Source organism: Neoroseomonas alkaliterrae (assembly GCF_014199195.1).
In the GTDB taxonomy this organism is placed as follows: Bacteria; Pseudomonadota; Alphaproteobacteria; order Acetobacterales; family Acetobacteraceae; genus Neoroseomonas; species Neoroseomonas alkaliterrae.
Genome location: NZ_JACIJE010000004.1, coordinates 221,786 through 234,369, shown reverse-complemented (window position 1 = coordinate 234,369; position 12,584 = coordinate 221,786). Strand labels below are relative to the sequence as shown.

Sequence of the window (12,584 nt, the reverse complement as noted above, 5' to 3'; positions counted from 1 at the left end):
GGCGCGCGGTGGCCGGGGATCAGGTCAGGCCGGCCTTGCGCAGGCCAAGAAGGTAGAAGTCGAGGTCGGTCGGCGTCTGCAGCGGCGAACGCTGGCGCGCCTTGACCAGGTCGAAATCCGGCTCGAGGGCGACAAGCCTCGCCCGGACCTCCGACGCCTGTTCGCGCCGCCCGAGGTGCCCGAGCGCCGACAGCCACAGCTTGTAAGGGAAGGTGAAGCCCGAATGCAGCGCCGTGACCTGGCGCGCATCGGCGTCCACATCCTCAAACCGGCGCAGCATGAGCAGCGGCACGAGCCGCGCCGAGTCGAAGAAGAAGGCATGCGGATGCAGCGGCGCGAGCCGCTTGTAGCGTTCCCAGCGGCGCAGGGCCTCCGCATGCTCGCCCTTGTAGGAGAGCGCCAGCGCCGAGAACACCCAGGCCATGGGCAGGTTCGGGTTCAGCGCCAGCGCGCGCTCGTAGAGCGTCACCGCCTCCTCGACGCGATGATGGAGAAAGGCGCGCACATGGCCGAGCACGGCGAGCGCCTGCGCATCGGACGGGTCGAGTGCGACGGCGCGCGAGGCGAGCTCCTCGCTGCGCGCCAGCACCTCGCTGCCCGCGGTCGCCCAGCCCTGCCCGACCAGGAAGAGGTGCCAATAGGCATACCAGGCGAAGGCCGGCGCATAATCCGGCTCGAGCCGCGTCGCCTCGGCGAGCATCGAGCCCGCGAGTTCGTAGGATTGGCGGTCGAGCCGGTAGATCGCCGGGATCGCGCGGAGCAGCAGGTCGTAGGCCGTCGCCTGCACCGGCGCGCGGACCGCGGCGCGGTTCGCCTCGATGAGCAGGATCTCGGGGTCGATCCGCGCCACCACCTCGGCCGCGATCTCGTCCTGCAGGGCCAGCAGGTCGTTCGCGTCGCGGTCGAAGCGCTCCGCCCAGACGACGGATTCCGGGCTGCGATGGTCGGTCAGGCGCAGCGTGACGCGCACGCGGTCCCCGGCGCGCTGCACCGTGCCGGAGAGGCTGAAGTCGAGGTCGAGCGCCTCACCCCCGCCTTCCTGGCGCGTCGCCGCCTCGATCGAGGTGCTGTCCACCAGCGTCAGCCAGCGGAAACGCGCGAGCGCCGCGGTGATCTCGCCGGCGAGGCCGAGCGAGACCTCCGGATCGGGATCGCCGCCGAGGAAGCGCAGCGGCATCACGCCGAGGCGCGCGCCGCGCGCCGCGTTGCGCGGCGGGGGTGCGGGCGGCGGCACGGCGACCTCGCCGCGCAGAGATTCCGCGAGCGCCGCCGTCTCGGGCGAGGGCGCGCCGCGGAACCGCTCGGCGAAGACGCGGCGGCATTCCTCCCAGGCGGCGAAGGCGGCGCCGCGGTCGCCGCGCTCCGCCTCCGCGCGGATCAGGACGCGCCAGACCGGCTCCTGGGCGGGGTCGATGGCAAGGACGCGGCGGGCCTCCTGCGCGCGCGATTCCGGCGTCGCCGCGGCGGCGAGGCGGGCCGAGGCGGCATCGAGGGCGATGTCGCGGATCCGGCGGCGCTGGTCGGCCAGCCAGGAATCGAAGGCGGCATCGAGGCCGTCGAGATCCGCGAGGAGCTCCGATTTGAGCAGGTCGAGCGCCTCGGGCCGGTCCCGCGCCAGGGCCGGCAGGGCGCGCGCATCGGTCCAGACGCCCTCGTCGTTCAGCGCGACGGTCTCGCGCGTCGCGACGATGAGGGCCTTCGCCTCGGGGCCGAGCGCCTCCTGCAATTCGTGCAGGGCCTGGCGGAGCGATCCGCGGGCCTGTTCCTCGCCGCGGCGGCTCCAGAGGAGCTCGGCGATGCGCTGGCGGGAAACGAGCCCGGGGGCCTCCAGGGCGAGGATCGCCAGCAAGGCTCGCGTCTTGCGCGATCTCGGCAGCAGGGACTCGCCCGTCAGCGCCCGCACATCCATCCGGCCCAGCATGGTCACGCGCAACCGGATCGCCGGGCGGGCGCCGAGAAGCACGGTGCTGTCCAAGGCGCCGGAAGGTCTGCTGTCCTGCCCGGGGCCCAAAGCGAGATCTGCCATGATCACGCAGTGTTAACGCGGATTCGGCGGACCAACAAACGCCGTGCGCAGGGGCGGATCGGGATGCATGCCGGTCGCCGCTTCCCCCTTCCGGCGATATGCGAGGCGCCACTGCGCGGCGGAGTCGTGCTGCCGTTATCCAGTTCGGCACAGATCGCGGCACGGCAATAACTAATAAGTTGTATCGGTCTCCGTGAAAATCGCGTCAACCACGTCAGCCGCGTATGAATTTCGCGTTGGAGTGAGTCATGGTGAGGGCCTTTGAAGTGCTGGTCACGCGAACGTGTTGATCAAATTCCTATCTCATATTGTATAGAGAAATAATTCTTGCACAAGTAGGAAAGATTGCTTGTCAAGGCGGTTGTGAAACCACAGATTGAGGACGTCTGGACCAGCCAGACGGTCCTTTTCCTCTTGGAGCACCGCCGATCATGACCACCAGCTCGAAGGTCCTCGACACCCGCACCGTCCGCGTGGGCGCCGGCATGCGCACCCCGGCCTCCGTCGCCGACAAGGGCGCGGTCCGCACCGGCGCGGGCATGCGCACCCCCGCCTCCGTCGCCGACAAGGGCACCGTCCGCACCGGCGCCGGCATGCGCACCCCCGCCTCCGTCGCCGACAAGGGCACCGTCCGCATCGGCGCCGGCATGCGCACCCCGGCCTCCGTCGCCGACAAGGGCACCGTCCGCATCGGCGCCGGCATGCGCACCCCCGCCTCCGTCGCCGACAAGGGCGCGGTCCGCATCGGCGCCGGCATGCGTCGCGTCTGAGCCTCGGGGCTGGGGGACCCCGCGCGGGTCCCCTGCCCTGTCGTCCGCCACCGCAGCACCCGAGCAGGCATCGCCATGGGTCACGACCGCACCCCGATCGTCGCCTTCCACCGCCTGATCCCCGGCATCCCGGCGCCCGAGCGCGCCGACCGCTCGGCGCTCGGCGGGCTGCCCACGCGGGCCTTCCGCTACTGCGACGCCGTCACCACCGCCTCGGGCTATGGCTGGCACATCACCGCCCCGCTCGAGTTCAGCCTGATGTGGGACGGCAACGAGATCCTCTGGACCTGCGAGGAACTCGAGCACGAATGGATGCCGCTCGGCCTCGGCGCCGTGCAGTACCCGCATTTCCGCGCCCGCTTCGACGAGGAGGTGCCCGAGGACATCCGCGGCTTCTCGCCGCCCTTCCTGACGGGCCTGCCCGAGCCTGGCGTCGTGCAGATGTGGACCGGCCTCTTCGTGCGCACCGCGCCGGGCTGGTCGCTGCTCAGCCGCGCCCCGGCCAACCTGCCGCGCAACCCGGCCTATGACCAGTTCGAAGGCGTGGTCGAGTTCGACAAGTGGTTCGGCCCCCTCTTCACGAACATCCGCCTGACCCGCACCGACACCCCGGTGCAGATAACCCAGCTTCGCCCCATCCTGCAGGTGATGCCGGTGCCGCAATTCGCCTATGCCGATGCGGTGCTGAACGCCTCCACCGTGACGGACGCCCTGACCCAATGGGGCGATGCGGAGTGGGACGCCTACCGCGAGAGCATCGTCATCCCCTCGAGCGCCGAGGAGCATCAGCCCGGCCGCTATGCCGCCGAGGTCCGCCGCCAGCGCCGCAGCGCCGGCTGCCCCTTCGCCGCCATGGCCGCCGCCAGGGAAACCGCGCCGACCGCCTGATCCCCACGCGGACGGAACGGTCAGAAGCCGCCGGTGCGCGCGAACCGGCGGCTTCGCCGTTCCTGGACACCGCCGCGCATCGGCGCATCATCGGGGCGAGGAGGACCGCCCATGACCGACGCCCCGCCCGAGGCCGGCGCCCGGCCGCTCGACGCGAAGCAGATCGCCGAGCTCGCCCGCCAGCTCACCGAACTGCTCCGCCTGCGCACCCTGCCCTTCGGCATGAAGCTCTTCGAGAGCGCCGAGGAGATGGCGAAGATCCCGGGGCTGCGCCGCCCGCCGCAGGGCCGCACCTTCTCCACCTGCCAGCTCGTCACCCAGGCGCGCATCGCCGGCTTCACCATGGGCATCACGCACGAGAACGTGCCCGGCTTCTCGAACTGCGGCGGCGTGATCGGGCTGAACGAACCCTCCGAGCTCTACCTCTCGGGCCGCAAATTCGAAGGCGTGTGGTTCGAGAACCGCGAGGCGGCGCGCAAGCACCAAGCCGAGATGCCGCGCGTTCCCCCGCGCTATGCCGGCCTCTGCGTCTCGCCGCTGCGCAGCGCGCGGCTTGATCCGCCCGACATCTGCCTCTTCTACGCCAACCCCGCGCAGATGATCCTCTTCATCAACGGGCTGCAGTGGAAGACCTACAGGCGCTTCGATTTCTCCATCACCGGGGAGAGCGCCTGCGCCGATTCCTGGGGCAAGGCCCTGCGCGACCGCGCGCCGTCGCTCTCCATTCCCTGCTACGCCGAGCGCCGCTACGGCGGCGTGGCGGATGACGAGATGCTGATGGCCCTGCCGCCCGCCGACCTCGCCGTCGCGGTCGAAGGCCTGATCGGCCTGTCGAAGGCAGGGCTGCGCTACCCGATCATGCCCTACGGGCCGCAGGCGGATCCGGCGGAAGGCATGGCAAAATCCTACGCGGGCAAGACATGACGGCCACCCGCGCGCCTGCCATGCGTTGCTCCGCGCCGGCTTTCCGCGTCGTCGCCTCGCGGATCCCGACGCCCCAGCCTAGCGGCGGATGGCTGGACGCGGTAAATTAGTTAAGTCTGATATTCGGAAAGCCGCCATGCGCCGTGTGGTCGCCCTCGCCCTCCTGCTCCTAGCCGCTGCGGCCGGGGGGTGGTGGTACGCCACGCAGCGGCCGCTCGCGGTTCCCGTCGCCGTGCCGGCCAATGACGTGCCGGTCACCGTCTTCGGCCTCGGCACGGTCGAGGCGCGCATCCTCTCCCGTGTCGGCTTCGAGGTGGCGGGGACGCTCACCGAGGTGCTCGCCGACCATGGCGACCGCATCGCCGCGGGCGAGCCGCTCGCCCGGCTGAACACGGCGAGCCAGGAGGCTCGCCTCGCCCGCGCCGAGGCCGCCATGCTCTCCGCCGAGGCCCAGGCCCAGCGCGCCGAGGCCCAGCGCGAAAGGGCCGAGGCGCTGCTCGCCCAACGCCAGGCCACGGCGCGGCGCCGGCGCGAACTCGCCAACCGCAATGTCGGCAGCCTGGAGGCGGCCGAACTCGCGGAGACCGAGGCGGCCGCCGCGCAGGCCGACCTCGCGGTGAACCGCGCCGATGCGGCCGTCGCCCGTGCCCTGCAGGCCGAGGCGCAGGCCAATCTTGCCGCGGAGCGAACGGCGCTCGCCAAGCACACGCTGCGCGCGCCCTACGATGCCATCGTCATCGCCCGCCAGCGCGAGGCGGGCGCGGCCGTCAACCCGGGCGAGGCGATCTTCACCCTGATCGCGCCCGACAGCCTCTGGGCGCTCGCCTTCGTGGACGAGGGCCGCGCGGGCGACATCGCCCTCGGCCAGCCGGCCACCGTCACCCTGCGCAGCCGCCCCGGCCGCCCCGTCCGCGCGGAGGTGGTGCGCATCGGCCTCGAGGCCGACCGCGTCACCGAGGAACGCCGCGTCCATGTCCGCTGCCTCGCCTGCCCGGAGATGCCGGTGATCGGCGAGCAGGCCGAGGTCATCATCGAGACCGGCCGCCTGGCGCGCGCCAGGCTGGTGCCCGAGAACGCCATCCATGGCTTCGACGGCGCGACCGGCACGGTCTGGGTGATCGAGCAGGGCCGCCTCGCCCGCCGCCAGGTGCGCTTCGCCGCGCGGCTGATGGATGGCCGCGCCGCCATCACCGACGGCCTGCCCGAGGAGCTGCCGGTCGCGATCCGCGTCGGCCCGGGCTTCGCGGAGGGGCGCCCGGCGCGCGCGGTCCCGGCCCCGTGAACCTCGCCCTCGCCGACATCCGCCACCGCCTCGGGCGCTTCCTCATGACCTGCGTGGGCCTTGGCCTGCTGATGGGCGTCGCGCTCTCGATGATCGGGATCTACCAGGGGGTGGTGGCCGAGGCGCTCGCGCTCAGCCGCAGCCTGCGGGCGGATCTCTGGGTGGTCGAATCCGGCACGCGCGGCCCCTTCGCCGAATCCTCGCGCCTGCCCGGCGACGTGCGGGAGATGGTGGCGCGCCTGCCCGGCGTTGCCGCGGCCGGCGCCATCACGCTGCGGACCGCCGAGATGCAGGCCCCCCAGGGCGTGCTGCGCGTGCAGGTGATGGGCTACGAGCCGGGCCGCCCCGGCGGGCCCGACGCGATCGCGAGCGGCCGGGCGCTGGGCGGTGCGCGGTTCGAGATGGTGGCCGACGCGCGGGCGAGGCTGCCTGTCGGCGCCACCGTGCTGCTCGGCGGGGACCGCTACCGCGTGGTGGGCACCACGCGCGGGCTGGTCGCCTCGGGTGGCGACCCGCTGGTCTTTGTCACGCTGCGCGACAGCCAGGAGCTGCAGTTCAAGCTCGCGCCGCCGGCCGCACGGCGCGCCCAGGCGGCCGGGACCGGCGGCGGCGGCACCGACACCGTGAACGCGGTGATCGCGCGCCTCGCCCCGGGCGCGGACCCGGCCCAGGTGGCCGAGACGGCCCGGCGCTGGAAGCATCTCGGCGCGCTGACCGATGCCGAGCAATCCGACCTGCTGACCCGCTCCGTCGTCAATCGCGCCCGCGTGCAACTCGGCATGTTCACCGTCGTGCTGCTTTTCGTCTCGGCGGTGATCATCGCGCTGATCATCTACACCATGACGATGGACAAGCTGCGCGAGATCGCGACGCTCAAGCTGATCGGCGCCTCCGACGGCACCATCGTCGGGCTGGTGCTGCAGCAGGCGCTCCTCCTGGGCGCGGCCGGCTATGCGGCGGCGGTCCTCATCGTCTTCGCCACCCGCGGCTTCTTCCCGCGCACCGTCGCGCTCGGCCCGGCCGAGGTCGCGGTGATGGCGGGCGTGATCGGCGCGATCTGCGTGCTGGGCAGCCTGGTCTCGATCCGCGCCGCGCTCCGGATCGAGCCGCAGCAGGCGCTCGGCGGATGAGCGGCGCGACGGCACCGCTCGTGCAGGTGGAGGGGATCGGCCGCGTCTTCGGCGCCGGCGAGACGGCGGTCCGCGCCCTGGACGGCGTGGATCTCAGCGTCGGCGCGGGGGAGGTGGTGGGCCTCAAGGGCCCCTCGGGCAGCGGCAAGTCCACCCTGCTCAACATCATCGCCTGCATCCTCGAGCCGAGCGCCGGGCGGCTGCTGCTCGGCGGCGAGACGGTCTGGGACGGGGCCTGGCGGGTCGCGGATCTGCGCCGGCTGCGGCGCGAGCGCATCGGCTTCATCTTCCAGTTCCACAACCTGCTGCCCTTCCTGGACGCGACCGACAATGTCGCGCTGGCGATGACGCTCGCCGGCGCCGACGTCGGAACGGCGCGGGCGCGGGCGCGCGACCTGCTCGACTACCTGCAGGTGGGCCACCGCGCCACGGCCAAGCCCGCGCGCCTGTCGGGCGGGGAGGCGCAGCGCGTCGCCATCGCCCGTGCGCTCGCCAACCGCCCGCGGGTGATCCTCGCCGACGAGCCGACGGCGGCGCTCGATTCCGAGCGCGCGCGGGTGGTGATGGACCTGCTGCGCCAGGTGGCGCGGGAGCAGCAGGCGGCGATCCTCGTCGTCACGCATGACGAGAAGATCTTCGACCGCTTCGACCGCATGGTCGCGCTGCGCGACGGGCGGCTCGAAGCGGTCGCGTAGCGTCCCCCTTCAGTCCGCGGACATCCCCACCGGCGGCTTCACGTCCGGCGGCAGCGGGCAGACATAGGGGTGGGCGTCGGTGCGCGCCTTGTGGTCGGCCTTCGCCGCGGCGAGCAGATCGGGGTTGCGGATCGCGTCCACCGCGGTGCCGGCCATGATCTTGGCCACATGCACGAGGCCCTTGTGCGCGATGCCCGACTTGCCCTGCGCCGTGAGCTGCCAGGAATGCCCCGGCGTGCCGATGGCATAGGTCGCCCCGCGCGCCTGCACCGTCGGCACCTTCCACGACACGTCGCCCACGTCGGTCGAGCCGACGCCGCCCTTCCCCTTGGCATCCAGCGGCACGATGATGTCGCAGAGCGCCTTGTCCCGCTGCGGCTCGAGCCCGTGCCGCCGGTAGGCCGCGGCGATGTCCTCCTCCGACAGCGTCTTCTGGATCTCGCGCGCGAAGGCGCGGTCCTCCTCGTCGAACTGCGGGGGCCCGAGGCGCAGCATGTTCTCGTACATCGCGCGCTCGAGCGGCGTATTGCCGAGCAGGTTCGACACCGCGGAGACCACCTTCGTGCTGACGCTGGTCTCGGTCATCAGCGCCGCGCCCTCGGCGATCTTGCGCACGCGCGCGACGAGCTGGTTCAGCCCCACGAGATCCCGCGCGCGGATCAGGTAGCGCACCTTCGCGCTGCCCTGCACCACGTTCGGCGCGATGCCGCCGGCATCGAGATAGGCGTAGTGGATGCGCGCATCCGAGGGCATGTGCTCGCGCATGTAGTTGACGCCGACATTCATCAGCTCGACGGCATCGAGCGCCGAGCGCCCCAGCTCCGGCGCGGCGGCGGCGTGCGAGGACCGCCCGGTGAAGGCGAAGTCGATGCGCGTATTGGCGAGCGAGACCGCCTCGTTCACCCCGGTGAAGGCGGCCGGGTGCCAGCAGATCGCCATGTCCACGTCGTCGAAGGCGCCCTCGCGCACCATGAAGCCCTTGGCCGCGCCGCCTTCCTCGGCCGGGCAGCCGTAGTAGCGCACGCGCGCCTTGATGCCGTTCCTCTCGATCCAGTCTTTCACGGCCGAGGCCGCGAGCAGCGAGGCCGCGCCCAGCAGGTTGTGCCCGCAGCCATGCCCCGACCCGTCCCCCGGCAGGGGCTTGTGCTCGGCCACGCCGGCCTCGTTCGAAAGCCCCGGCAGCGCGTCGTATTCGCCGAGGATGGCGATGACCGGCCCGTCCTCCCCCGCCTCGCCCATCACCGCGGTCGGGATGCCCGCGACATCCCTCGTGACGCGGAACCCGTGCGCCTCGAGCATCGCCGTGTGCTCGGCGCAGGAGCGGACCTCGGCGTAGCAGAGCTCCGGCATGCCCCAGACGCGGTCGGAAAGCCCGATCGCGTCCTCCGCCTTCGCGTCCACGTAGCGCCAGACTTCCTCGGTGTTCTGCATGCCCGCCGGTCCCTCGATGCTGGAAACGGCCGGCACTCTCGCGCGCGCCACCCGCGACGTCCAGCCGCGGGGCCGCGATGCGCTGCGCCGGACCTTGGCCGCGCGGGCGGCCAGCATCCGGGCACAGCCGCGAAGGAAGCCGCCATGCCGCGCGTCATGCATCCTGTCGCTGCTGGCATTGGACCATCCCATTCGGGACAAGGACGCAGCCGTGCCGGACCAGCGCTGGTCGCTCCGCGCCATCGCCGCCGCAGCCACTCCGCGCCCGGGGGCGAGCGGCCGCCACTTGCCGCTGCCCTCCGCGCCGTCGCCGCGCGGTCGGATCAGCCCCGGCGTCCCGCGGGAATGCGCGCCGGCACCGCCGCGGGCGGCCATCGCAGCGCCTGCGGCAGCCTCAGCCGCCGGCCGCCGCGCGGCGCGTCGTCGCGCCCGTCCTGCAGCATCACCGCCGTGCCGATCTGCACCGAGCCGAAGGTCAGGCCGCTGAAGAACCACAGCAGCGCGATCACCGGCGCCCCGCCATGCCTCAGGATCAGCGCGCCGACACCGCCCGGGTCGGCCCACAGCACCGCGGCGACGAAGAGGGCGGACAGCCCGAAGCCGATCAGCCCGTGCAGCACCATGAAACGGACGGCAACCGGGATGGGGGGCAGGCGCATGGGCTCACTCCTTCGTCCCACGACCATAGGCCCGCAGCGGCGCCGGGCAAGGTGATCCCGTCACACGGCGATCCGCCGCATCGGTTCCAGCACCGCGGGGTCGGTGATCGGCGCGGTGTCCCAGGGCGGCTCGGGCGGCGGGTCGAGCGTCTCGAACACGGTCGCGAGTTCGATCGCCCCCGTCTCCGAGGGCCGCGGATAGGGCGTGGGGTCCGGCGCGCCGGCCTGCTTCGGCCGCCCGATGGCGACGAAGAATTCCTCGAGCCCCGCCGGCACCAGCATCCACAGCATGCGGAAGGGCGCCCCGCCGTCGTTGATGAAGCCGTGCCGCGCATGGGGCGGGGCGACCATGAAGGTGCCGGCCCGGATGCGCCGCACCGTGCCGTCGAGCCGCGCGAGGCATTCCCCGGCGATGATCCAGAATATCTCGGTCTGCGCGGGATGCGCGTGCTCGCGGATCTTGCCGAGCGGCGGCAGTTCCTGAAGCCCCGCCGAGAATCCCGGGGGCGCGCCGGGCAGGCGCGGCGCGCTCAGCACCTCGATCCAGCCATTGGCCGGCTGCGGCTGCCAGTGCTGCTCGCCCGCGCCGGGCGGCACGACGAGGATGCCGCCCATCAATGCATCCTCGGCGCCTTGAGGAAGGCAGCGCGGTCGCCCGAGACCACCGCCACGTCGCGCGAACCCCGCGCGCGGCCAAGCTTCAGGCGCACCGTCGCCCCGGCATCGCCGCAGGCCCAGACGGCCCGCCACATCTCCGCGAGGTCCGTCACCACCGCCCCGTCCACCGCGAGCACCCGGTCCCCGCTGCGCACGCCGGAACTCTCGGCCGGGCCGCCGGGCGCGAGCGAGGCGATCGCCACACCCTCCTCGTCCTCGGTCGCGTAGAGGCCGAGCCAGGGCCGCGCCGGCCGGTTCACCCGGCCATAGGTCACGAGGTCGTTCAGGATCGGCGAGAGGCGATGGACCGGCACCACCATGTTGAGGTCGAGCCGCCGCCCCTCCTCGCCCTGCTGCAGGATCAGCGAACCGATGCCGAGCAGACGGCCATCCGGCCCGATCAGCCCGGCCCCGCCCCAGGAGGGATGGGCCGGCGCGGTGAACAGCGCGTCCTCGAGCAGGTATTCCCAGTAGCCCGCGAAGGGCTGGCGCGCCACGAGCTTGGCCGCGACCGCATGCGCCCGCCCGCCTGCCGAGGCGAGCACCACCGGCGCGCCGATCCGCACGCCCTCGCTGTCGCCCATCTCCAGCGGCGCGACGCCGAGCCTGCCCAGCGCCTGCACCAGGCCGAAGCCGGTCTCCTGGTCCACCGCCAGCGTGTGGCCCGGCACCACGCGGCCGTCGGCGGCGCTGATCCAGATCGTCTCCGCCTCGGTCACGAGGTAGCCGATGGTCAGCACCAGCCCGTCGCGGATCACGACGCCCGATCCCTCCCGCTCGGTGCCGAGCACGCGCGCGGTGAAGGCATCCGGCGGCACCAGGCTGCGCAACCCGACCACCGCGCCGAGCGCGGCGTCGAGATCGAAGGACCATTCGCCGGGATCGGGCTGCAGATGCTCCGGTATCGACCAATCGTCCTTGCTCATCCGTCATCCGTCGCTGTTCGCGCATGAAGGTTAGCACGCCCGCCGCCGCCATGCATGGCACGGGCCGCACCCGCGCGGCGCGGCCGGGCCCCGCTCCGGATTCCGTGATCCGGCCCGATGCCGCCGGGTTGATTCCCGCCTCCGCCGTTCTGCTCTAGCCTCCGGCCGCATGGGACCACTGCCGGAGGAACTCGCCGAGGGCCTGCGGGCCATGCGCCTGCTCGCGCCCGGCACCCGCGCCGAGGGCGAGCCGCTCGCGGGCGGCGTCTCCTCGGACATCTGGCGTGTCCGCCTGCCGGACGGGCGCGAGCTCTGCATCAAGCGCGCGCTGCCGAAACTGAAGGTGGCCGCCGACTGGCGCGCCCCGGTGGTGCGCAACCGCTACGAGGCCCGCTGGCTCGCCCGCGCCGCCGAGGCCGTGCCCGGTTTCGCCCCCCGCCTGCTCGGCCAGGACGAGGCCACGGGCACGCTCGCGATGGAATGGCTGGCGCCCGACCGGCACCCGGTCTGGAAGGCGGTGCTGAAGGACGGGGCGGCGGATGCCGGCTTTGCCGCCGAGGTCGGCCGCCGCCTCGCGCGCCTGCATGCCCATGCGGCGCAGCGCCCGGAACTCTCGGCCGATTTCCCGACCGACAGCCTGTTCCACGCGATCCGCCTCGAACCCTACCTGCTGGCGACGGCGCGCGCCCATCCCGACCTCGCCCCGCGGCTCGAGGCGCTGGCCGCGCGCACCGCCGCGACGAAGCGCACGCTTGTGCATGGCGATGTCAGCCCGAAGAACATCCTGGCCGGGCCACAGGGACCGGTGCTGCTGGACGCCGAATGCGCCTGGTGGGGCGACCCGGCCTTCGACATCGCCTTCTGCCTCAACCACCTGCTGCTGAAATGCCTGTGGACCCCGGCCGCCGCCCCCGCCTTCCTGACATGCTTCGAAGCCCTGGCCGCCGCCTACCTCGCCTCCGTCACCTGGGAGGCGCCGGCGGTGGTCGAGGCGCGCGCCGCGAGCCTGCTGCCGGGCCTCTTCCTCGCCCGCGTGGACGGCAAGAGCCCGGTCGAATACCTGACCGACGAGGCCTCGAAAGAGCAGATCCGGCGCGTCGCGCGGCACCTTCTTGCCAACCCGCCGGACCGGCTCAAGACCATCCGCCTCGCCTGGGGCGAGGAGATCGGCGCCTGACCCGCGTCGGACCAGCCCG

The 12,584-nt window shown here is 72.8% G+C and carries 12 protein-coding genes; 7 read left to right on the top strand and 5 right to left on the bottom strand.

Annotated elements, in window-relative coordinates; translation table 11 throughout:
* Positions 1-19: 19 nt before the first annotated feature.
* Positions 20-1,975: a BTAD domain-containing putative transcriptional regulator gene (locus tag FHS88_RS09320; protein WP_184483846.1), complete on the bottom strand. Its 1,956-nt coding sequence runs from the start codon at positions 1,973-1,975 to the stop codon at positions 20-22.
* A 482-nt stretch (positions 1,976-2,457) separates the two neighbouring features.
* Between FHS88_RS09320 and FHS88_RS09315 the strand changes: the two genes are divergently transcribed.
* The 6 genes from FHS88_RS09315 to FHS88_RS09290 all read left to right on the top strand — a co-directional run bounded on the left by FHS88_RS09315 (position 2,458) and on the right by FHS88_RS09290 (position 7,715).
* A complete protein-coding gene (locus FHS88_RS09315) occupies positions 2,458-2,796 on the top strand; it encodes a hypothetical protein (RefSeq protein ID WP_184483844.1) in 339 nt (112 codons plus the stop codon).
* A gap of 75 nt (positions 2,797-2,871) precedes the next feature.
* A complete protein-coding gene (locus FHS88_RS09310; RefSeq protein WP_184483842.1) occupies positions 2,872-3,684 on the top strand; it encodes a DUF6065 family protein in 813 nt (270 codons plus the stop codon).
* A gap of 111 nt (positions 3,685-3,795) precedes the next feature.
* Entirely contained in the window at positions 3,796-4,608 is an 813-nt protein-coding gene (locus FHS88_RS09305; RefSeq protein WP_184483840.1) for a DUF169 domain-containing protein, read from the top strand.
* A gap of 136 nt (positions 4,609-4,744) precedes the next feature.
* Positions 4,745-5,890, top strand: coding sequence for an efflux RND transporter periplasmic adaptor subunit (locus FHS88_RS09300; RefSeq protein WP_184483838.1), 1,146 nt, complete (start codon positions 4,745-4,747; stop codon positions 5,888-5,890).
* Positions 5,887-7,020 (top strand): ABC transporter permease, encoded by a 1,134-nt coding sequence (locus FHS88_RS09295; protein ID WP_184483836.1) that lies wholly within the window; start codon positions 5,887-5,889, stop codon positions 7,018-7,020. The genes FHS88_RS09300 and FHS88_RS09295 overlap by 4 nt, the downstream gene beginning before the upstream one ends.
* Complete coding sequence (locus FHS88_RS09290) at positions 7,017-7,715, top strand: ABC transporter ATP-binding protein (RefSeq protein WP_184483834.1); 699 nt, start codon at positions 7,017-7,019, stop codon at positions 7,713-7,715. Before FHS88_RS09295 ends, FHS88_RS09290 begins: the two co-directional genes overlap by 4 nt.
* A gap of 9 nt (positions 7,716-7,724) precedes the next feature.
* Here the strand turns inward: FHS88_RS09290 and FHS88_RS09285 are convergent, their stop codons facing one another.
* From FHS88_RS09285 to FHS88_RS09270, 4 genes are all read right to left on the bottom strand, one after another.
* Positions 7,725-9,146 carry a M20 family metallopeptidase gene (locus FHS88_RS09285; RefSeq protein ID WP_184483832.1) on the bottom strand — a complete coding sequence of 474 codons (1,422 nt, stop codon included), beginning with the start codon at positions 9,144-9,146 and terminating at the stop codon, positions 7,725-7,727.
* A 323-nt stretch (positions 9,147-9,469) separates the two neighbouring features.
* The gene (locus FHS88_RS09280) at positions 9,470-9,805 is read right to left on the bottom strand and encodes a hypothetical protein (protein ID WP_184483830.1); all 336 of its coding nucleotides are present in this window, start codon (positions 9,803-9,805) and stop codon (positions 9,470-9,472) included.
* A 60-nt stretch (positions 9,806-9,865) separates the two neighbouring features.
* Positions 9,866-10,420 (bottom strand): cupin domain-containing protein, encoded by a 555-nt coding sequence (locus FHS88_RS09275; protein ID WP_184483828.1) that lies wholly within the window; start codon positions 10,418-10,420, stop codon positions 9,866-9,868.
* The gene (locus FHS88_RS09270) at positions 10,420-11,388 is read right to left on the bottom strand and encodes a S1C family serine protease (RefSeq protein ID WP_184483826.1); all 969 of its coding nucleotides are present in this window, start codon (positions 11,386-11,388) and stop codon (positions 10,420-10,422) included. The genes FHS88_RS09275 and FHS88_RS09270 overlap by 1 nt, the downstream gene beginning before the upstream one ends.
* Before the next feature lie 169 nt (positions 11,389-11,557).
* On the opposite strand from FHS88_RS09270, the gene FHS88_RS09265 reads away from it, so the two are divergent.
* The gene (locus tag FHS88_RS09265) at positions 11,558-12,565 is read left to right on the top strand and encodes a phosphotransferase family protein (protein WP_184483824.1); all 1,008 of its coding nucleotides are present in this window, start codon (positions 11,558-11,560) and stop codon (positions 12,563-12,565) included.
* The last annotated feature ends 19 nt before the right edge of the window (positions 12,566-12,584 follow it).

Excerpts from the sequence above, each read along its gene's own strand:
- FHS88_RS09305 (WP_184483840.1), top strand. The coding sequence starts at position 3,796 with ATGACCGACGCCCCGCCCGAGGCCGGCGCCCGGCCGCTCGACGCGAAG.
- FHS88_RS09265 (WP_184483824.1), top strand. The coding sequence starts at position 11,558 with ATGGGACCACTGCCGGAGGAACTCGCCGAGGGCCTGCGGGCCATGCGC.
- FHS88_RS09270 (WP_184483826.1), bottom strand. The coding sequence starts at position 11,388 with ATGAGCAAGGACGATTGGTCGATACCGGAGCATCTGCAGCCCGATCCC.
- FHS88_RS09310 (WP_184483842.1), top strand. The coding sequence starts at position 2,872 with ATGGGTCACGACCGCACCCCGATCGTCGCCTTCCACCGCCTGATCCCC.
- FHS88_RS09300 (WP_184483838.1), top strand. The coding sequence starts at position 4,745 with ATGCGCCGTGTGGTCGCCCTCGCCCTCCTGCTCCTAGCCGCTGCGGCC.
- FHS88_RS09290 (WP_184483834.1), top strand. The coding sequence starts at position 7,017 with ATGAGCGGCGCGACGGCACCGCTCGTGCAGGTGGAGGGGATCGGCCGC.
- FHS88_RS09315 (WP_184483844.1), top strand. The coding sequence starts at position 2,458 with ATGACCACCAGCTCGAAGGTCCTCGACACCCGCACCGTCCGCGTGGGC.
- FHS88_RS09280 (WP_184483830.1), bottom strand. The coding sequence starts at position 9,805 with ATGCGCCTGCCCCCCATCCCGGTTGCCGTCCGTTTCATGGTGCTGCAC.
- FHS88_RS09285 (WP_184483832.1), bottom strand. The coding sequence starts at position 9,146 with ATGCAGAACACCGAGGAAGTCTGGCGCTACGTGGACGCGAAGGCGGAG.
- FHS88_RS09275 (WP_184483828.1), bottom strand. The coding sequence starts at position 10,420 with ATGGGCGGCATCCTCGTCGTGCCGCCCGGCGCGGGCGAGCAGCACTGG.